The sequence below is a fragment of the Cellulomonas sp. PhB143 genome (assembly GCF_003752595.1).
Taxonomy (GTDB): domain Bacteria; phylum Actinomycetota; class Actinomycetes; order Actinomycetales; family Cellulomonadaceae; genus Paraoerskovia.
Window position 1 is genome coordinate 19,494 of record NZ_RKIJ01000015.1, and the last position, 19,121, is coordinate 38,614.

The following is a 19,121-nucleotide window of genomic DNA, read 5'->3' on the forward strand; positions in this document are numbered from 1 at the left end:
CGCCGAGCCTCAGCGGCGCGCGGCCTCCTCGACGACCCGCCGCGCCGCCTCGGTGAGCGCCCCGCCCTGAGCGTCCGCGCGCGCGACGAGCGCGTCGTAGGCCTCGTCCATCGGGATCTTCTGCCGCTCGGCGAGAACGCCCTTGGCCTGCTCGACGACGACGCGGCCCTCGAGCGCGTCGAGGATGTTCTCGCCGACCCGGCCCCGCTCCGACGCGCCCAGCCGTACCAGCGCGAGCGTCGCGAGGTCCGCCAGGTTCTGCGCGGTCCGCCGCTGCTCCGCGCTGAGCGGGTGCGGGTCGACGGTGAACAGGTTCAGGCAGCCGACGACGCCGTCGTGCCAGCGCAGCGGGAACGCGTACACGGCACCGAACCCGGCGCCGACGATCCCGCGCGCCACGTTCGGCCACGCCTCGATGATCGCGTCCGGCCCGACGGCGTGCTGCATCGTGCCGGTGCTCCCGGCGTCCACGCACGGCCCCTCGTGGCGCTGGAGCTGGTAGAGCTCGAGCTCGCGGGCACGGTGCGAGCTGGCGCTGAGGAGCTCCAGGGCGCCGTCCGAGCGCACCAGGAGCCCGACAGCGTCCGCCCCGACGAGCCGGGCGCACCGGATCACCAGGCCGCGGAGCAGGTCGGTGACGTCGTAGTCGGTGACCAGCTCGGAGGCCACCTCGGCGAGGGCCTGTGCGGAGCTGCGGCGTGTCATCTCTCCCCGTTCTTCGTGCCGTTGTCGGCCGGGCCGTTCTCGATCGTCGTCCCCGGCTGCGCCCCGTCGGGGGCCGAGCTGAAGACCAGCCGGCGCGCGACGACGGCGTCGGCGACGGTCTCGAGGCTCGAGGCCTGCGAGTAGGCGTGGGCGCGGAGCAGCGCGAGCGCGTCCGAGGGGGCGACCGCCAGCTGGGCGACCACCATCCCCGTCGCCTGGTGGACGCGGCTGCGCTGCTGCCACCCGACGGACGACAGCACGTCGCGAGCGTGCTGGCCCCCGAGGAGCGCCGCCCCCACGGCGTCGCCGAGGAACTGCATGCGGTCGGCGGACGCCTCGACCTCGCCATGGGTCCGGTACAGCGTCATCACGCCGATCGTCGTCTCCGCCGAGTGCATCGGGATCGCGTACAGGTGCACGGGCCCCGTGATGTCGCCGGCCATCTCGGTGAACATCGGGAACGGCCCGCCGGAGAAGCCGTCGACCTCCGCGACGACGAGCCGGCCGGACGCGTAGGCGTCCTGGCCCGGCCCCTCGCCGAGGACCTCCTGGAGGTTCTCGATCCGCTCGGACGTGCCGTCGGAGGTGAAGACGGTCAGCCGCTCGGGCCGGGTCGACGCGAGGGTGAGGGCGCCGCCGTCGGCAGCGAGGATCTCGACGACGGCCCGGCACATGCGGGCCGCCAGCGGGGTGTCCTGCGGGGCGTGCGCGACGATCTGCGTCAGTCGCGCGAGCATGTCGGCGTGCTCTTCCACGGTCATCGGTCCGTGGGCGCGGGGAGCATGCGGTCGTCGGCGATCCTGCGGGCGACCTCGACGAGCTTGGTGTTCGACTCCTGCGACAGCCGGCTCAGGATGGAGAACGCCTGCGACGCGGAGACGTTGAAGCGCTCCATGACGATGCCCTGCGCCTGCCCGATGATCGTGCGGGTATGGATCGCGGACCGGAGCTGGTCGGTGGTGCGCGCGTTCTCGTAGGCGGCGGCCGCGAGCGCCGCCAGCGTGCTGGCCACGGGGTGCACGTCCGCGCGCAGGCCGTCCCGCTCGCGCGAGTAGAGGTTCAGGGCGCCGTGGGTCGTGTCGCTGGTGTACAGCTGCAGGCAGAGCATGCTCCCGACCCCCAGCTCGGAGACCGCGCGCTCGCCCCAGGTGCGCCAGCGGGGGTCGTCGGCCAGGTCGGGCGTGCTGATCATCTCGGACTCGCGGATCGCGTCGAGGCACGGGCCCTCGCCCAGCTCGTACTGCAGCTCGTCGCCGCGGCGTGCCAGCTGGTCGCTCGCGGCGGGGGTGTCGATCTTCCCGGCGCGCTCCACCATGGAGATCCCCGCGGCGTCGCAGCCCTCGATCATCTCGACGGCCAGCTCCACGGTCCGGTCGAGGGTGTCCTGGAGCGTCGGCTCGCTGGTCAGCTGCCGGGTCGCCCGGGCCACGTGCCTCTCGAGCGAGTACTCCTCGGACTCGATCAGGTCGTCAGCCATGCGTGCTCCTTCCACCCCCTTCTCTCCACGGTAGTCCTCCGCGACGCCGCCGATCCGTCGGTTCCGGGGGAGTCCGACGATCCTCGCGGCCGTCGCCGTCGCTCGCCACCCGGTGCGAGTTCCCGCAGCGGCTCCCATGGTGGTTCGACCGCACGCCGCACGGTCCGACCCCTGGAGGAGCAGCCATGACCACCCACGACGACGGCACGAGCCCCGACGACGGTGCAGCACGCTTCAGCCCCACCGGCGCGCCCGGCTGCCCAGCCGGCTACGCGGCCCAGCAGGGCGGCCGGCTGACCACCGCGCAGGGCCTGCGGGTGGACGAGACCGAGCACTCGCTCAAGGCCGGACGCCGGGGGCCGGTCCTGATGGAGGACCACCACCTGCGCGAGAAGATCACCCACTTCGACCACGAGCGGATCCCGGAGCGGGTCGTGCACGCCCGTGGCGCGGGGGCGCACGGCACCTTCCGGTCCTACGGGACCGCGGCGAGCGTGACGAAGGCGCGCTTCCTCGCCGAGGAGGGCCGCGAGACGCCGGTGTTCACCCGGTTCTCGACGGTCCTCGGCTCCCGCGGATCCCTCGACACAGCCCGGGACGTGCGCGGCTTCGCCACGAAGTTCTTCACCGACGAGGGCACCTTCGACCTGGTCGGGAACGACATCCCGGTCTTCTTCATCCAGGACGCCATCAAGTTCCCGGACCTCATCCACGCCGGCAAGCCCGAGCCGGACAAGGAGATCCCGCAGGCGCAGAGCGCCCACGACACGTTCTGGGACTTCGCGTCGCTGCACACCGAGTCCACGCACATGCTCATGTGGGTGATGTCCGACCGCGGCATCCCGCGCAGCTTCCGCACCGTGGAGGGGTTCGGCGTCCACACCTTCCGCCTCGAGGCGGCGGACGGGACGACGTCGCTGGTCAAGCTCCACTGGAAGCCCGTGCTCGGCGTGCACTCGCTGGTGTGGGAGGAGGCCCAGCTCGCCGGCGGCGCCGACCCGGACTTCCACCGGCGCGACCTCGCCGACGCCATCGCGGCCGGGACGTTCCCCGAGTGGGAGCTGGGGCTGCAGGTCATGCCCGACACCCCGGAGGAGACGTTCGAGGGGATCGACCTGCTCGACCCGACGAAGATCGTGCCCGAGGAGCTGTGCCCGGTGCAGCCCGTCGGCCGGCTGACCCTGCACCGTCAGCCGGACAACTACTTCGCCGAGACGGAGCAGGTCGCGTTCCACGTGGGCAACCTCGTGCCCGGCATCCAGGTCACCAACGACCCGCTCATGCAGGGCCGGCTCTTCTCCTACCTCGACACCCAGATCACCCGGCTGGGCGGCCCGAACTTCAGCCAGCTCCCGATCAACCGCCCGCACGCCCCCGTGAACGACATGCTGCGCGACGGCATGCACCAGAGCGCCGTGCACCGCGGCGTCGCGCCCTACCAGCCGAACTCGCTCGACGGCGGTGAGCCCGAGACGTCCGGCGCCGACGGGTACGTGCACGTCGCGACGCCCGTCGAGGGCACCAAGGGGCGTGCTGCTCCCGCGTCCTTCGACGACCACTACAGCCAGGCGACGCTCTTCTGGCTCTCCATGACGCCCGTGGAGCAGGCCCACCTCGCCGGCGGCTTCACGTTCGAGCTCGGGAAGGTGCTCGAGGCGCAGGTCAAGGAGCGCATGGTCGGGAACCTCGCCCGCGTGCACCGCGACCTCGCCGCGCGCGTCGCGGCGGGCCTCGGCATCGCCGTGCCCGACGTCCCGGACGACGAGGTGGTCGACGCCGGTTCCGTCACCCCGTCGCCGGCGCTCTCCCAGGTGCCGTCCGAGCCCGGCCGGGTCGACGGCCGCGTCGTCGGCGTCCTGGCCGACGACGGCGCGGACCTGGCGGGCGTCGAGGCGCTGCGCGAGGCGCTGGCGGCGAAGGACGTCGTCGTGCGCGTGGTCGCCCCGCACGGGGGCGAGATCGCTGCGGGCGGCCGGTCCGTCGTCGTCGACCGTGCGCTCGTGACGACCCGCTCGATCGAGTACGACGCGCTCGTCGTCGCCGACGACGTCGCGGGCGGGGCCCTCGCGGCGGCCCCCGAGACCGCCGTCCTGCTGAGCGAGGCCTTCCGGCACGGCAAGGCGATCGCCGCCTGGGGCGACGGTGCCGAGGTGCTGGCCGACGCCGGCGTCGACACCGCCGCGCCGGACGTGCGGACCGTCTCCGGGCCCGACGACGTCGTCGCCGACCTGGTCCCGGCCCTCGGGATGCACCGGTCCTGGGAGCGGCTCGCGTCGCTCGCGGGCCTCTGACCGCCCGGCGCCCGGCTACCTGTCCACCCACCCACGACCGTACGGAGGAACCATGCGAGCACTGACCTGGCAGGGACGCGAGGACGTCCGCGTCGAGGACGTCCCGGACCCGCAGATCGTCGAGCCGACCGACGCGGTCGTCCGGATCACGTCCACGGCGATCTGCGGCTCCGACCTGCACCTGTACGGCGTCCTCGGCGCGTTCATCGATCCCGGCGACGTGCTGGGGCACGAGCCGATGGGCGTCGTGGAGGAGGTGGGCGCCGAGGTGACGAACCTGCGGCCCGGGGACCGCGTCGTCGTCCCCTTCAACATCTCCTGCGGGACGTGCTGGATGTGCCGGCGCGGGCTGCAGAGCCAGTGCGAGACCACCCAGACGCGCGCGGAGTCCAAGGGCGCCGCCCTCTTCGGGTACACGAAGCTCTACGGCCAGGTCCCGGGCGGGCAGGCCGAGTACCTGCGGGTGCCGCAGGCGCAGTACGGGCCGGTGGTGGTGCCCGACGACGGCGAGCCGGACGAGCGGTACCTGTACCTCTCGGACGTGGTGCCGACGGCGTGGCAGGCGGTCGAGTACGCGGGCGTCCCCGCCGACGGCACCGTGCTCGTGCTGGGGCTGGGGCCGATCGGCCAGATGTGCGCGCGCATCGCCCGGCACCGGGGGGCGGGCGCCGTGATCGGCGTCGACCTGGTCCCGGAGCGCCTCGCGATGGCGCGGCGGCACGGCGTGGACGTCCTCGACCTGCGCGACGTCGACGACCTGCCGGAGGCCGTGCGCGAGCGGACCTCGGGACGCGGCGCGGACGCGGTGATCGACGCCGTCGGCATGGAGGCGCACGGCGCCCCGGTCGCCGGCGCGCTGCAGCGCGGGGCGGGCTTCCTGCCCGACGCCGTCGCCCGGCCGTTCATCGAGAAGGCGGGGGTGGACCGGCTGGCGGCCCTGCGGAGCGCGATCAGCAGCGTGCGCCGCGGCGGGACGGTCTCGCTCTCCGGCGTCTACGGCGGCGCCGCGGACCCGATGCCCCTGATGGAGATGTTCGACAAGCAGCTCACGTTCCGCATGGGCCAGGCGAACGTGCGCCGCTGGATCGACGACGTCCTGCCGCTCGTCTCGGACCCCGCCGACCCGCTCGGCGTCCTCGACCTGCGCACGCACCGGCTCCCGCTCGAGGCGGCGCCCGAGGCCTACGCCATGTTCCAGAAGAAGACCGACGGCTGCGTCAAGGTCGTCCTCGACCCGGCCGCGCGGCGCGGGCCCGCCGCGGCGGCCGCGTCATGAGGGTCGCGGTCGTCGGCGCGACGGGCAACGCCGGGACCGGGGTGCTGCGGGCGCTCGCGGCCGAGCCCGCGGTCACCTCCGTGGTCGGGGTCGCGCGGCGCCTGCCCGACCGGGCCGCCGCGCCGTTCGACGGCGCGAGCTGGGCGACGCACGACGTCGGGGCGCGGACGGCGTCGGCCGCCGCGGAGGACGCGCTCGTGGACTCCCTCGCGGGCACGTTCTCCGGGGCGGACGCCGTGATCCACCTCGCCTGGCTGATCCAGCCGAACCGGGACCGCGACCTGCTGCGCCGCACGAACGTCGACGGCACGCGGCGGGTCGCGCAGGCCGCGTTGCGGGCCGGCGTCGGGCACCTCGTGGTGGCCTCGTCGGTCGGGGCGTACTCCCCGGTGGACGACGACGTGCCGCGCGACGAGTCCTGGCCGACCGGCGGGGTGCCGACCTCCCACTACAGCGTCGACAAGGCCGCGCAGGAGCGGGTGCTCGACGAGGTCGAGGCCGCGCACCCGGGGACGGTCGTCACCCGGCTGCGGCCGTCGCTGATCTTCCAGCCCGACGCCGGCGCCGAGATCGGCCGGTACTTCCTCGGGCCGCTCGTGCCGCGGAGCCTGCTCGCGCCGGGCCGGCTGCCCGTCCTGCCGGCGCCGCGGGGGCTGCGGCTGCAGGTGACCCACGCCGACGACGTCGCCCGGGCGTACGTGCTGGCCGTGACCCACCGCGACGCCGCCCGCGGGGCGTTCAACGTCGCTGCCGACCCGGTGCTGAGCGGCGAGGACCTCGCGCGGCTGGTCGACCACGGGAGGCTGCTCGAGCTGCCCGTCGGGCTCGTGCGGGCCGTCGTCGCGCTCGGGTGGTCGGCGCACCTGCTCCCGACGGACGCAGGCTGGCTCGACATGGGCATGGGCGCGCCGGTGATGGACGCCGGGCGCGCCCGGACCGCGCTGGGGTGGGAGCCGCGGCACGACGCGCGCGAGACGCTCACCAGCCTGCTCGAGGGGATCGCCGGTCGCCGTGGCGTGGGGAGCGTGCCGATGCGCGCGGGCGGCTGAGCGCCCGCGAGTCGGGGCCGGTCGGTGTAGACCGGAGGACGGGGCGGTCGAGCAGGCGCCGCCCTCGCCAGGCACACGAAAGGGAGCGTCTCCATGAGCAGCACCGTCAGCGACTTCGTCATCGACCGCCTGATCGAGTGGGACCTGCACCGGTTCTACGGGTACCCGGGCGACGGGATCGGGGGGTTCGACGGCGCGCTGGGCCGCGCGGAGAAGGCCGGCAAGGACTTCACCTACGTCCGCCCGACGCACGAGGAGATCGCCGCCTTCATGGCGACGGCCCATGCCAAGTTCACCGGGGAGGTGGGCGTCTGCGTCGCGACGTCCGGGCCCGGTGCGGTGCACCTGCTCAACGGGCTGTACGACGCGAAGCTCGACAACCAGCCGGTCGTCGCGATCGTCGGACAGCAGGGCCGGGTCGCGCTGGGCACCACCGCCCAGCAGGAGCTGGATCTCGAGCGGGCGTTCCAGGACGTCGCCGGGTACGTGCAGACCGTGACGACCGCGATGCACGCGCAGGCGGTCGTCGACCGGGCCGTGCGGATCGCCCGCGCGGAGCGGTGCCCGACCGTGGTGATCCTGCCCGCCGACGTGCAGGAGCTCGAGATGGCCGAGCCGGCGCTCGAGCACTGGGTGTCGCGGACCGGCGTCGGGCACGCGTCGACCGTGCTGACCCCGCCGGAGGAGGAGCTGCGCCGCGCGGCCGACGTGCTGAACGCAGGCGGGAAGGTCGCGATGCTCGTCGGGGCCGGTGCTCGCGGGGCGACCGACGAGGTGATCGCCGTCGCCGAGAAGCTCGGGGCGGGCATCGTCACCGCGCTGCTCGGCAAGGACGTCGTGCCCGGCGACCTGCCCTACCACACGCAGCAGCTCGGGCTGCTGGGCTCGAAGCCGAGCTTCGACATGATGCAGGACTGCGACACGCTGCTCATGGTCGGCAGCAACTACCCGTACGCGGAGTTCCTCCCACCGACGGGCCAGGCGCGCGGCGTGCAGATCGACCTCGCCTCCCGGCACCTGAGCCTGCGCTACCCGATGGAGGTGAACCTCGCTGGCGACGCGCGCGCGACCCTGGCCGCGCTGCTGCCGCTCCTGCAGCGCAAGGAGGACCGCAGCTGGCAGGAGGGCGTCGTCGAGGGGATGAAGACCTGGGACGAGGTGACCGAGCGCGAGGCGCGGGTCACGTCCGACGCGGTCAACCCGCGCCTGGTCTACCACCTGCTCAACGAGCGGCTCCCGGAGAACAGCATCGTCACGGCCGACGCCGGCTCGACGGCCGACTGGTACGGGCACCACATCAAGCTCGGGCGCCACATGAACGGCAACCTCTCGGGGATGCTCGCGTCGATGCTCGCCGCGATGCCGTACGCGGTCTCGGCGAAGTTCGCCCACCCGGACCGGCCCGTGATCTGCACCATCGGCGACGGCGCGTTCCAGATGCTCGGGATGAACGAGCTGCTCACCGTCAAGCGGCACTGGAAGTCATGGGCGGACCCGCGGTTCATCGTCCTCGTGCTGCACAACGACGACCTGACCCAGGTCTCGTGGGAGATGCGCGAGGCGGGCGACCCGCGCTACGACACCGCCCAGCTGGTCGAGGAGATGGACTACGCCGGCTACGCCGAGCTGCTCGGCCTGCGCGGCATCAAGGTCGACGACCCGGACGCCCTGGCCGCGGCGTGGGACCAGGCGTTCGCCGCGGACCGGCCGGTGGTGCTCGACGTCCGGACCGACCCGAACGTGCCGCCGCTGCCGCCCCACATCACCGTCTCGCAGGCGAAGTCGTACCTGGAGATGCTGGTCAAGGGCGATCCCGCGGAGGGCTCGGTGATCCGGAACTCGGCCCGGGCGGTGGCTGCGCAGGTCGTGGCGACAGCGAAGAACGCGGTCACCCGCGGCGACTCCTGAGGGGCTCCCGGTCCGCCGAGACCCCTGCCGAACCCTCCGCCGAGATGTCGAATTCGGCCCCTGATTCTTCGAATCTAGGGGCCGAATTCGACATCTCGGCGGGCGGGACGGGCGGGATGGGCGGGACGGGCGGGACCGACGCGCCGAGCGGGCGGACCTGTCCCGCGAACACGAGGCTGACGACCATCGCGGCGCATATGAGCATCAGCGCGTGGCGCGCGCCCGTCGCGTCGGCGACCAGGCCGAGCAGCGGCGGGGCGCCGAGCTTGGAGAACGACGCGAAGGACGTGACGACCGAGACGCGCGCGGCGGCGTGCCGCGGATCGTCGGACGCCGCCGAGATGCCGATGGGGTTGGCGAGCGCCGCGCCCAGCCCCCACGCGAGGATCCCGACCCACGCCAGCACCAGCGTCGGGGCGAACCCGAACAGCGCGAGGCCGACGAGCGAGAGCACCCCGGACCCGCGCAGCACGGCGACGCGCCCCCACCGGCCGATGACCTGCGGCCCGGCGATGCGCAGGACCGTCATGGCCGCGATGAAGCTCGCGTAGGCGACCGCCCCGACGGCCTCCTTCTCGTCGAACCCGTCGACGACGGCGATCGAGAGCCAGTCGCCCGCGGAGCCCTCCGAGAGGGCGGCGGCGAGCACGACGAGGCCGATCATCACCGTGCGCGGCTCGCGCCAGGCGGCCAGCGCCGTCCGCACGCTGCTCCCGCGGCCGCCGGCGACGACCTCGGCGCGGCCCTCGGCCTCGGCCTCGTGCGCCAGCGCCGTGCACGGGGCGACGATCGCGAACCGGGCGGCCGCCGAGACGACGGCGACGACGATCACCTGCACCGCGACCGAGACGTGCGCGTGGGCGAACGCGGCGGCGGTGAGGGCGCCGACGGCGGCGCCGACCGAGAACGCCGCGTGGAAGTGCGGCATGATCGCGCGCCCGACGTGCTTCTCGACGAGGGCCGCGTCGAGGTTGATCGGCACGTTGGCGGCGGGCCCGGCGAGGCCGTTGACGAAGACGCCGACGGCGAAGAGCGCGGGGTTCGCGACGACGGTCGAGACGCCGATGAGCACGAACCCGACCACGGTGGCGGCGGTCGCCGCGGTGAGCACCGTCCGGTTGCCGAACCGCACGACCAGCGCGCCCGCGCTGACGACGGAGACGGTCGCGCCGACCGCGCCGACGACGAGCAGGCCGCCGAGCTCGCCCGAGGAGATGCCGAGGTCGGCGCGGATCGACGGCAGCCGGCTGAGCCAGCTCGAGAACGTCAGGCCGACGAGGCCGAACATCGCGACGAGCGTCCAGCGGGCGCGTCGGACGACGTCGGTGGCAGCGGGGCCGGCTGCGGAGGGGCCGGCGGGCGGGGCGGGAGGCACCGCACGATGGTATCGAATCGTTTCGACCCGCGGTAGCGGCCGGACGGTGCGCCGCGTCACGCCGCATCGCGCCCGCGCACGCCGCGGGAGCCGCGGTCAGGCGGTGCGCACCGTGCCCTCGACGCAGGTCACCACGTCGCCGCCGACCCACACCGTGCCGTCCGCGTCGCTCTCGACGTGCACCCGCCCGGCGCGGCCCAGCGCCGTGCCCTGCGCCGCGACGTACGCGCCGGGCGCGTGTCCCTCGCGGACCATCCACTGCGCGAGCACGGCGTTCAGGCTCCCCGTCACCGGGTCCTCCGGGATGCCGATGCCGGGGACGAATGCGCGCACCTCGAACGCCGGCCCGCCCGGCGCCGCGTCCGGCCACGGGCCGACGACGCCGACCTTCAGGTCGCCCATCACCGCGACGTCGGGGACGAGGTCCAGCACCTGCTGCGCCGTGCGCAGCAGCACGAACCTCCACCCCGGGCCGTTGTCCAGGAACCGGTGCCCGACGACGTCGTCCGCCGCGATCCCGAGGCTCGCCACGACCGTGGCGAGCGTCGCCTCGTCGAGGGGCTCGTCCGTCGTCGGCTCCGGGGCGGCGAACGCGAGGCGCCCCGCGCCCGGCTCGCGGCGCACCCGGACGAGCCCGACGCCGCACTCCTGGACCACGGCGGCGCCGTCGGCCGGCACGCCGCCCGCCTCCAGCCACGCGTGGGCGGTGCCGAGCGTGGGGTGCCCGGCGAAGGGCAGCTCGCCGCCGGGGGTGAAGATGCGCACGCGGTAGTCCGCGCCGCGGGCCGTGCCCTCCGGCGTCGGCGGCAGCAGGAAGGTCGTCTCGGAGAGGTTGGTCCACCGCGCGAACGCGGCCATCTGCTCGTCGGTGAGCGACCGCGCGTCCTGCACGACGGCGAGGGGGTTGCCCCGGTAGGGGACGGCGGTGAAGACGTCGACCTGGCGGAACGGCACGCTCCGGCCGGTCGGGTCGTGCGGGGCGGGTGGCTCGACGCGCTCGGTGCTCATGGGCGCAGGCTACGTCGAGCCACCCACGCCTCAGGCGCGCCGGCTGCGGCCGCGGCCGAAGACCGCGCCGTAGATCGCGAGCACGATGACGGCGCCGATGATGGCGAGCAGCCAGGACTTCAGGTCCCAGAACTCCTCGAGCCCGCCGTCGAAGAACTCGCTCCCGATCCAGCCGCCGAGCAGGGCGCCGAGGACGCCGAGGACGAGGGTGAGCAGCAGGCTGCTCGTCTGCTTGCCGGGAAGGATGGCGCGGGCGATCAGGCCAGCGATCAGACCGAGGATGATGAGGGCGATCCAGCCCATGGAGATGCTCCAGACGTGAGTTTTGATGTGACATGACCGCATCGACCGATATGCGGCGCCTGACTGTGACAGCAACCGGATCGGCACGCAAGAGGTCGCGGACGGTACCGTGAGCACCATCGGCCGACGGCCGCCCGACCCACGCGCAGCAGGAGGAACCATGGACGCCCCCGAGACCCGCGTCGACGACCGCGTCGACGACCGCGAGCGCGACCCCGCGAAGGAGTCGACCATGGCGGGCGTCACGAACTTCGTCGTGATGTGCGTCCTGTTCCTCGTCGGTCTCGGCCTGCTGAGCCTCGGCTACTCCGAGGAGAACGCCTTCATCTTCTTCGGCGGGATCGTCGTGGCGTCGCTCGCCTTCTTCATCCCGATGATGCGCCGGGACTGACGCCCCGCGGTCGACGCGGCACGCTCCGTCCGACATGATCGGCGGGGTCAGAGACGGTCGACGGAGGGGGCGAGTTGCCCCCGCGCGGGTGGAGGTTCCAGATGGCGGCGGGCGCGGCGGGTCGCGAACGGCCGTCCGGGAGACCCCGCGACCGGCTCGGCCGGCCCACGGGCAAGGACGTCGTCTCCGGCCTGGTGACGGGCCTCTTCTCGATCCCTGAGGGCATGGCGTACGCCACGATCGGCGGGTTCGCCGCGCCGATGGGCCTGTGGTCCGGGGTGGTGCCGACCGTCGTCGGCTCCGTCTTCTCGCGGACCGTCCTCATGGTCACGACCCTGACCAGCGCGATCGCGCTCTCCGCGACGAGCATCCTGTCCGACGCCGGACTGCAGCCCGACGACGTCGGCGCCGTCGCGACGCTCACCGTCCTGGTCGGGGTCGCGATGCTCGCGCTCGGCCTGCTCCGCCTCGGCTCGGTCATGTCGTTCGTCTCCACCGCCGTGATGACCGGCTTCACCGCCGGGATCGCGGTGCAGATCGTCGCCGGCGTGGTCAAGGACGCCACCGGGTACACCCCCGAGCGCAGCAACACGCTCGCCAAGCTCGTCGAGGCGGTCGCGCACGTCGGCTCCTGGGACCCGTGGGCGGTGGGGGTCGCGGGAGCCACCGTGCTCGTCTGGCTGGTGATCGGTCGCGTACGCAGGCTGCGCTCGACGGCGACGCTGGTCGCGCTCGTCGTCGTCACCGTCGTCGTCGCGGTCGCGCACGTCGACGTCGAGCTGGTCTCCGACATCGCCGCCGTGCCGCGCTCGCTGCCGCCGTTCTCCCTGCCCGACCTCTCCGCGGTGCCCGCGCTCGCGACCGGCGCCGTCGCCATCGCGCTCGTCGCCCTGGCCCAGGCGGCCGGGATCGGGGCGGCCGTGCCGAACCCGGACGGCTCGCGCTCGGACGCGTCGAAGGACTTCACCGCCCAGGGGCTGGCGAACGTCGCGGGCGGCTTCTTCTCCGCGCTGCCGACCGGCGGCTCGCTCTCGCGCACCGGGATCGCGACGAGCAGCGGCGCGCGCACCCGGTGGGCCGGGATCTTCGCCGGCGTCTGGCTCCTGCTGCTGGTCGTGACCCTCGGGCCGCTCGCCTCCGCGATCCCCATGCCGGTGATCGGCGGGCTGCTGCTCGTCATCGGCGGCGAGCTCGTCGTCGGGCGCTGGCCGGACATCCGGCTCGTGTGGCGGACGGCGCCCCTGTCCGCCGTGGCGATGGTCGTCACGTTCCTGGCCACCACGCAGCTGCCCCTGCAGGTCGCGATCTTCTGCGGCGCCGGTATCTCGATCCTGCTCTACGCCGTGCAGTCGGCGCGCCAGGGGCGGCTCGTGCAGCTCGTGCGCACGGGCGACGGCGACTGGGCGGTCGCCGACGCGCCCGCGACCCTGCCCAGCGGGCGCACGACGGTGCTGCACTACACGGGCGCCGGCTTCTTCGCCGAGGTGAACCGGCTCGAGGAGGAGTGGCCGGCGACCACCGACGTCGAGGACGCGGCGCTGGTCATCTCCCTCCGGGCCTCCGCGGGGGTGCCGTCCGCGACGTTCCTCAAGTCGTTGGACCGGATGCTCACGCGCTGGCACGACCAGGGGGTCACCGTCGTGCTGTGCGGGGTTCCGGACGCCCTGCAGCGCCGCCTCGTCGAGGACGGCACGCTCGACCGGCTCGCCGCCTCGGTGCTGCCGACCGGCCCCGCCATCCTCGGCCCGATCCGCGAAGCGTACGAGCTGGCGGAGTCGCGCCGCACGCGCTCCGCGGGCGACGGGGCCGCGGGTAACGGGGCCGCGAGCACGGGGTCCCCGCCGGATCGCGAGAGCTGATCCGGCGAGAACCCCGTGCTCGGCGCGAGGGCGGGGGAGGGCGGCGGAGGGCAGGAGCGGAGCGGCGGGTCAGAGCCCCGCGCGCACCGTCCGCGCCGCCGCCACGAGGTTCTCCAGCGCCGGCACCGTCTCCGCGTAGCCGCGGGTCTTGAGCCCGCAGTCCGGGTTCGCCCACACGACGCGGGGGTCGATCGAGGTGACCGCGAGGCCGAGCAGCTCGGTCACCTCGTCCGTCGACGGCACCCGGGGGCTGTGGATGTCGTAGACCCCCGGGCCGATGCCGCGGGCGAACCCGACGGCCTCGAGCTCCGGCACGATCTCCATGCGCGAGCGCGCCGCCTCGACGGACGTCACGTCCGCGTCCAGCGCGTCGATCGCGCCGATCACCTCGCCGAACTCCGAGTAGCACAGGTGCGTGTGCACCTGCGTGGCCGGCCCCACGCCCGACGTCGCGAGCCGGAACGAGCCGACCGACCAGTCGAGGTAGGCGTCCTGGTCCGCGCGGCGCAGCGGCAGCAGCTCGCGCAGCGCGGGCTCGTCGACCTGGATGACGCCGATCCCGGCGGCCTCGAGGTCCGCCAGCTCGTCGCGCAGGGCGAGGCCGACCTGGTTCGCGGTGTCGCCGAGCGGCTGGTCGTCGCGCACGAACGACCATGCGAGGATCGTCACCGGTCCGGTGAGCATGCCCTTGACCGGCTTGTCGGTCAGGGAGGCCGTGAACCGCGTCCACCCGACCGTCATCGGCTCCGGGCGCACGACGTCGCCCCACAGGATCGGCGGGCGCACGCAGCGCGAGCCGTACGACTGGACCCAGCCGTTCGCCGTCGTCGCGAAGCCGTCGAGCAGCTCGGCGAAGTACTGCACCATGTCGTTGCGCTCCGGCTCGCCGTGCACCAGCACGTCGAGGCCGATCCGCTCCTGGAGCTCGACGACCCGGCGGATCTCCGCCTCCATCGCGGCGGCGTAGTCGGCGTCGGCCAGGGCGCCGCGCGCGTGCTGGGCCCGGGCCCGGCGCACGTCGGCGGTCTGCGGGAACGAGCCGATCGTCGTCGTCGGCAGCGGGGGCAGGTCGAGGGCCGCGCGCTGGGCGGCGACGCGCTCCGCGACGGGCCCCCGCGAGAAGTCCGCGGCGCTCAGCGCGGCCGCGCGCTCACGCACCGCGGGGACGACGACGCCCGCGGCGGCCGCCCGGGAGGCCACGGCCTCGGACGACGCGGCCAGCTGCTCGGCGACGGCCTCGCGGCCCTCGGCGAGCCCGCGGGCCAGCACCGCGACCTCCCCGACCTTCTGGTCGGCGAACGCGAGCCACTCCCGCAGCCGCGGGTAGAGCTTGCGCCGCGCCGCCCCCGGCGTGGGCGCCTCGCCGACCGGCAGGTACTCCTCGTCGTCGGCGTCGTGCGGCACGTGCAGCAGCGAGGTCGACGTGCCGACGGCCAGCGCGCCCGCGCCGAGCCCGTCCGGTCCGGCGAGCGTCTCCACCGCGGACAGCTTCTCGGCGAGGTCGCCGCGCCAGACGTTGTGGCCGTCGACGACGCCCGCGACCACGGTCTTGCGGGCGAGCCCGGGGTAGGTGGCCGCGCCGGCGCCGTCGGGCAGGTCGCCCTTGACGAGGTCGAGGGCGAGGGCCTCGACGTCGGTGGCCGCGAGCAGCGCGAGCGCGTCGCTCTCTGCCGTGACCAGGCCGCCGAACGGCGCCGCCAGCAGGATCCGCGGGCGCTCGGGCACGACGTCGAGCGCGTCGTCGGGCGACGCGGGGGCGAGCTCGGTCGCCAGCGCCCGGTACGCGCGCTCGATCGCGGCGTGCACGCGCTCGACCGGCACGTCCACCGAGTCCGACACGAGCACGGGCTCGTCGAGCTGGACCCACGGCGCGCCGACGGCCGCCAGCGCCCGCAGCAGCTCGGCGTAGGCGGCGACGACGTCGTCCAGGCGGTCGAGGGGGACGAAGTCGTCGTCGGGCGCCACGGCCTGCTCGCGCTTGGCGAGGGCGAGGAACGTCACCGGCCCGACGAGGACGGGGCGCGTGGTCACGCCCGCCTCCAGGGCCTCGGTGAACTCGCGCACGACGCGGTGGTCGGCGAAGGAGACGGGCGTCGTCGGGCCGATCTCGGGGACCAGGTAGTGGTAGTTGGTGTCGAACCACTTGGTCATCTCGAGCGGGGCGTCGCCGCCACGGCCGCGCGCCACGGTGAAGTAGCCGGCCGGGTCGAGCGAGCCGTCGTCCGGGTCGATCAGGTCGCGGAACCGCTCGGGGACGGCGCCCAGCATCGCGACGACGTCGAGCACCTGGTCGTAGTAGGAGAACGACGCCGGCACCGAGCCGTCGTCCGGGTTCAGGCCGAGCGCCACGAGGCGGCGCACGGTGTCGCGGCGCAGGGCGGCGGCGGCCACCTCGAGGTCGACGGCGTCGCTCTCGCCGGCCCAGAAGGACTCGACGGCCTTCTTGAGCTCGCGCCGCCGGCCGATGCGGGGGTAGCCGAGGATCGTGCCGCCGGGAAAGGCGGCGGGGTTCGGGGTGCTGGTCTGGGCAGTCATCGTCTGAGTCCTTCTGCGGTATCGGGTGCAGGAGTGGTCCGACCGATGACCCACGGCCCGCTGGCCAGGTCGGGAGCGGTGCTCCCGCCGCCGAGGTGGACACCCTCGAGCAGGTCAAGTGCGGCTTCGTGCTTGTTGAACGTGTACACGTGGATCCCGGGAGCGCCCGCGTCGAGCACCTCCTGGGCGAGCTCCACGGACCGCCGGACGCCGAGCGCGTGCCGCGCGGCGTCGTCGTCCGCCGCGGCCTCGAGCTCCGCGACGATCGTCCGGGGGGCCGGGACGCCCATGAGCTCCTCGACGCGGCGCAGGCGCCGCGGCTCGGTCATGGGCAGGATGCCCGCGAGGATCGGGATCGTGACCCCGGCGTCGCGGGCCTGCTCGACGAAGCCCGTGTACGCGGCGGCCTCGTAGAACAGCTGGGTGATCGCGAAGTCGGCGCCGGCCTGCTGCTTCTGCAGCAGGCGGGCGACCTCCTGCTCGCGCGTGGTGCCGGCGTCGCGGTTCCCCTCGGGGAACGTGGCGACGGCGATCGTCAGGGGGCGCGCGGCCCCCCGCAGGGCGGTGCTGGCGCTCGCGGCGCAGCGCTCCGCCTCGACCCGCCGGAGCAGGTCGACGAGCTCGATGCTGGAGCCGACGCCGTCCGCGGCCGGCTGCCAGTCGGGCTGGTCCTTGGGCGGGTCCCCGCGCAGCGCGAGGAAGCTCCGCACGCCCTCGTCGAGGAAGTCGCCGATCACGTCGGTCACGTCCTCCTCGGAGGCGCCCACGCACGTCAGGTGGGCGATGGGCAGCACCGGGGTGTCGCGCAGCAGGCGGCCGACGACGGTGCGCGCCGTCGTGCGGTCGTTGCCCGCAGCGCCGTAGGTGACGGACACGAAGTCGGGGCGCACGGCGACGAGCCGCCGAGCGGTCTCCCAGAACTTCGGTGCCGCGTCGGGGTTGCGCGGGGGCATGAGCTCGAACGAGACGGTGGGGCGGTGCCCGGTGCCGACGGTGACGGTCATCGGACGGGTCCGGGGGTGCACGTGCAGGATGCCTCGGGATGCATGAATCTCTCCATCGAACCTGGCTGTAGCACCCTGACCCTCGGGAGGCTTCCGTCGGTGGGGTTGCTGCGGTGTCGTCGAGCCAGGACTCTCGACCGCTCTGGATGGTGTGTCCGTCCACGGTACGGCGTGCCCAGGATCCGGGCCAACCACCATCCGATCCCTGAGACGCCCCGTCCGCCGAGATGTCGAATTCCGCCCCTGATTCTTCGAATCCAGGGGCGGAATTCGACATCTCGGCGGGATGGGTGGACCGGGACGGTCAGGCGCCGGCGGCGAGGGCACGCACCGTCTCGAGGGTGTCGGCCTCGCTCGCGTCCTTGTCGTCGCGGTAGCGCAGCACGCGGGCGAAGCGCAGCGCCATCCCGCCGGGGTAGCGCGTGGAGCGCTGCACGCCGTCGAAGGCGATCTCCACCACCTGCTCCGGCCGCACGGTCACGAGCCAGCCGTCGTCGGAGACCTCGAGCTCGCGGAACCGCTCCGTCTGCCACGCGAGCATCTCGTCGGTCATGCCCTTGAACGTCTTGCCGAGCATGACGAACCCGCCGGTGGCGGGGTCGCGGGCACCCAGGTGGATGTTCGACAGCAGGCCCTCGCGGCGCCCGGACCCGCGCTCGACGGCCAGCACGACGAGGTCGAGCGTGTGCCGCGGCTTGACCTTCACCCAGCCGGCGCCGCGGCGCCCCGCGGCGTAGGGCGCATCGAGCGCCTTGAGGACCAGGCCCTCCTGGCCCGCGGCGACGGTGTCGGCGAAGAACCGCTCGAGCTCGCCGACGTCCGCGGACACCAGCCGCGACACCACGGCCTCCGGCGGCAGCACCCGGTCCAGCACCTCGAGGCGCTCCGCCGCCGGTGCGTCGACGAGATCGGTGCCGTCGTGGTGGAGCACGTCGAAGAAGCGCACGCTGAGGGGCACGGCGGCGCTCCCCGCCTCCGCGTCGTGGCTGCCCGTGCGCGCCGCGGTCTCCTGGAACGGGCGGGCGCGCCCGGCGTCGTCGAGCGCGATCGCCTCGCCGTCGAGCACCACCGCGCGCACGTCCAGGGAGCGGACGACCGCGACGACCTCGGGCAGCCGCTCGGTGACGTCGTCGAGCGACCGGGTGAACACGACCACGTCGTCCCCGCTGCGGTGCACCTGCACCCGGATGCCGTCGAGCTTGGTGTCGGCCGCGACGGCGGCGCCGTCGAAGCGCTCGAGCGCCGCGGCGACGTCGGGCGCCGACGCCGCGAGCATGGGCCGCACCGGCCGTCCGGGCTCGAGCCGGAACGCGTCGAGGGCGCCCGCGCCCCCGGCGAGAGCGGCGCGGGCGATCGGGCCGGTGAGGGCGCTGAACATGGCGGCGCGCCGCACCGCGGCGACCGGCACCCTGGCGGCCTCGGCGATCGCATCGAGCAGCAGCGAGTCCAGCGCCCCCTGCCGCAGCTCGCCCAGCACCAGGCGGCGGACGAAGTCCTGCTCCTCGGCTGTGGCGCGGGCGAACAGCTCGTCGACGGACGCCCGGCGCGCGGCCTGGGAGCCCGTCCCGGCGAGCCGTTCGAGGTGCGCGAGCGCGGCGTCGACGTCCTGGGGGCTCAGCGACGCCCCGGCGGCCGGCGGCGGCAACGACCCCAGGGTGCGCCAGCCGAGCCCGGTGCGGCGCTGGCGCGGACGCCCCGACAGGAACGCCGCGACGATCTCGACCTCGGCGCCCGGGTCCGCGGCGCGCAGGGCGTCCGAGAGCAGCTCGCGCTTGCGCAGCCGCGAGCGCGTCGCGGCGACGGCGGCGTGCGTGGTGACCAGCTCGGCGAGGAGCACGCGTCGATCGTCCCACCCGCTCCCGACGCTGTCGCGCGCCTCGGCGCGGGATCGTGCCCGACGCGGTTCGGCGCCGGGGGCGTTGACAGGCCCGGGCGGGGGT

Annotated in this window: 15 protein-coding genes and 1 riboswitch; of the genes, 6 read left to right on the forward strand and 9 right to left on the reverse strand. The window is 74.4% G+C overall.

Going from position 1 to position 19,121, the window contains the following annotated elements; genetic code table 11:
• Positions 1-9 precede the first annotated feature (9 nt).
• From EDF32_RS12860 to EDF32_RS12870, 3 genes are read right to left on the reverse strand one after another with little or no spacing between them, the layout of a single operon-like run.
• Positions 10-705 (reverse strand): GAF and ANTAR domain-containing protein, encoded by a 696-nt coding sequence (locus EDF32_RS12860; protein ID WP_123308963.1) that lies wholly within the window; start codon positions 703-705, stop codon positions 10-12.
• Positions 702-1,460 carry an ANTAR domain-containing protein gene (locus tag EDF32_RS12865; protein WP_158614100.1) on the reverse strand — a complete coding sequence of 253 codons (759 nt, stop codon included), beginning with the start codon at positions 1,458-1,460 and terminating at the stop codon, positions 702-704. The genes EDF32_RS12860 and EDF32_RS12865 overlap by 4 nt, the downstream gene beginning before the upstream one ends.
• 2 nt (positions 1,461-1,462) lie before the next feature.
• Positions 1,463-2,182 carry a GAF and ANTAR domain-containing protein gene (locus tag EDF32_RS12870; RefSeq protein ID WP_123308965.1) on the reverse strand — a complete coding sequence of 240 codons (720 nt, stop codon included), beginning with the start codon at positions 2,180-2,182 and terminating at the stop codon, positions 1,463-1,465.
• Positions 2,183-2,367: 185 nt separating this feature from the next.
• Here EDF32_RS12870 and EDF32_RS12875 point away from each other — a divergent pair, with 185 nt between their 5' ends.
• The 4 genes from EDF32_RS12875 (at position 2,368) to EDF32_RS12890 (ending at position 8,706) form a co-directional block, all read left to right on the forward strand.
• Positions 2,368-4,473 carry a catalase gene (locus tag EDF32_RS12875; protein WP_123308966.1) on the forward strand — a complete coding sequence of 702 codons (2,106 nt, stop codon included), beginning with the start codon at positions 2,368-2,370 and terminating at the stop codon, positions 4,471-4,473.
• Positions 4,474-4,525: 52 nt separating this feature from the next.
• A complete protein-coding gene (locus tag EDF32_RS12880) occupies positions 4,526-5,749 on the forward strand; it encodes a zinc-dependent alcohol dehydrogenase (RefSeq protein ID WP_123308967.1) in 1,224 nt (407 codons plus the stop codon).
• Complete coding sequence (locus EDF32_RS12885) at positions 5,746-6,798, forward strand: NAD-dependent epimerase/dehydratase family protein (protein ID WP_123308968.1); 1,053 nt, start codon at positions 5,746-5,748, stop codon at positions 6,796-6,798. Before EDF32_RS12880 ends, EDF32_RS12885 begins: the two co-directional genes overlap by 4 nt.
• A gap of 93 nt (positions 6,799-6,891) precedes the next feature.
• On the forward strand, positions 6,892-8,706 hold the full coding sequence (locus tag EDF32_RS12890) for a thiamine pyrophosphate-requiring protein (RefSeq protein ID WP_123308969.1): 1,815 nt from the start codon (positions 6,892-6,894) through the stop codon (positions 8,704-8,706).
• On the opposite strand, the gene EDF32_RS12895 is transcribed toward EDF32_RS12890, so the two are convergent.
• The 3 genes from EDF32_RS12895 to EDF32_RS12905 all read right to left on the reverse strand — a co-directional run bounded on the left by EDF32_RS12895 (position 8,687) and on the right by EDF32_RS12905 (position 11,392).
• Positions 8,687-10,081 carry a sugar MFS transporter gene (locus tag EDF32_RS12895; RefSeq protein WP_123308970.1) on the reverse strand — a complete coding sequence of 465 codons (1,395 nt, stop codon included), beginning with the start codon at positions 10,079-10,081 and terminating at the stop codon, positions 8,687-8,689. The genes EDF32_RS12890 and EDF32_RS12895 overlap by 20 nt on opposite strands.
• A gap of 96 nt (positions 10,082-10,177) precedes the next feature.
• Entirely contained in the window at positions 10,178-11,089 is a 912-nt protein-coding gene (locus EDF32_RS12900; RefSeq protein ID WP_123308971.1) for a PhzF family phenazine biosynthesis protein, read from the reverse strand.
• 30 nt (positions 11,090-11,119) lie between these two features.
• Entirely contained in the window at positions 11,120-11,392 is a 273-nt protein-coding gene (locus EDF32_RS12905; protein ID WP_123308972.1) for a GlsB/YeaQ/YmgE family stress response membrane protein, read from the reverse strand.
• Between the two features lie 160 nt (positions 11,393-11,552).
• Here EDF32_RS12905 and EDF32_RS12910 point away from each other — a divergent pair, with 160 nt between their 5' ends.
• Positions 11,553-11,783 carry a hypothetical protein gene (locus EDF32_RS12910; RefSeq protein WP_123308973.1) on the forward strand — a complete coding sequence of 77 codons (231 nt, stop codon included), beginning with the start codon at positions 11,553-11,555 and terminating at the stop codon, positions 11,781-11,783.
• Between the two features lie 101 nt (positions 11,784-11,884).
• A complete protein-coding gene (locus tag EDF32_RS12915; RefSeq protein WP_123308974.1) occupies positions 11,885-13,642 on the forward strand; it encodes a SulP family inorganic anion transporter in 1,758 nt (585 codons plus the stop codon).
• A 69-nt stretch (positions 13,643-13,711) separates the two neighbouring features.
• Here the strand turns inward: EDF32_RS12915 and metE are convergent, their stop codons facing one another.
• The 3 genes from metE to EDF32_RS12930 form a co-directional block, all read right to left on the reverse strand.
• Entirely contained in the window at positions 13,712-16,177 is a 2,466-nt protein-coding gene (gene metE / locus EDF32_RS12920; RefSeq protein WP_123308975.1) for a 5-methyltetrahydropteroyltriglutamate--homocysteine S-methyltransferase, read from the reverse strand.
• Positions 16,174-17,181, reverse strand: coding sequence for a methylenetetrahydrofolate reductase (locus EDF32_RS12925; RefSeq protein ID WP_123308976.1), 1,008 nt, complete (start codon positions 17,179-17,181; stop codon positions 16,174-16,176). Before EDF32_RS12925 ends, metE begins: the two co-directional genes overlap by 4 nt.
• A gap of 49 nt (positions 17,182-17,230) precedes the next feature.
• Positions 17,231-17,334: riboswitch (SAM riboswitch) on the reverse strand.
• Between the two features lie 151 nt (positions 17,335-17,485).
• A complete protein-coding gene (locus tag EDF32_RS12930) occupies positions 17,486-19,018 on the reverse strand; it encodes an ATP-dependent DNA ligase (protein WP_123308977.1) in 1,533 nt (510 codons plus the stop codon).
• Positions 19,019-19,121: the final 103 nt, after the last annotated feature.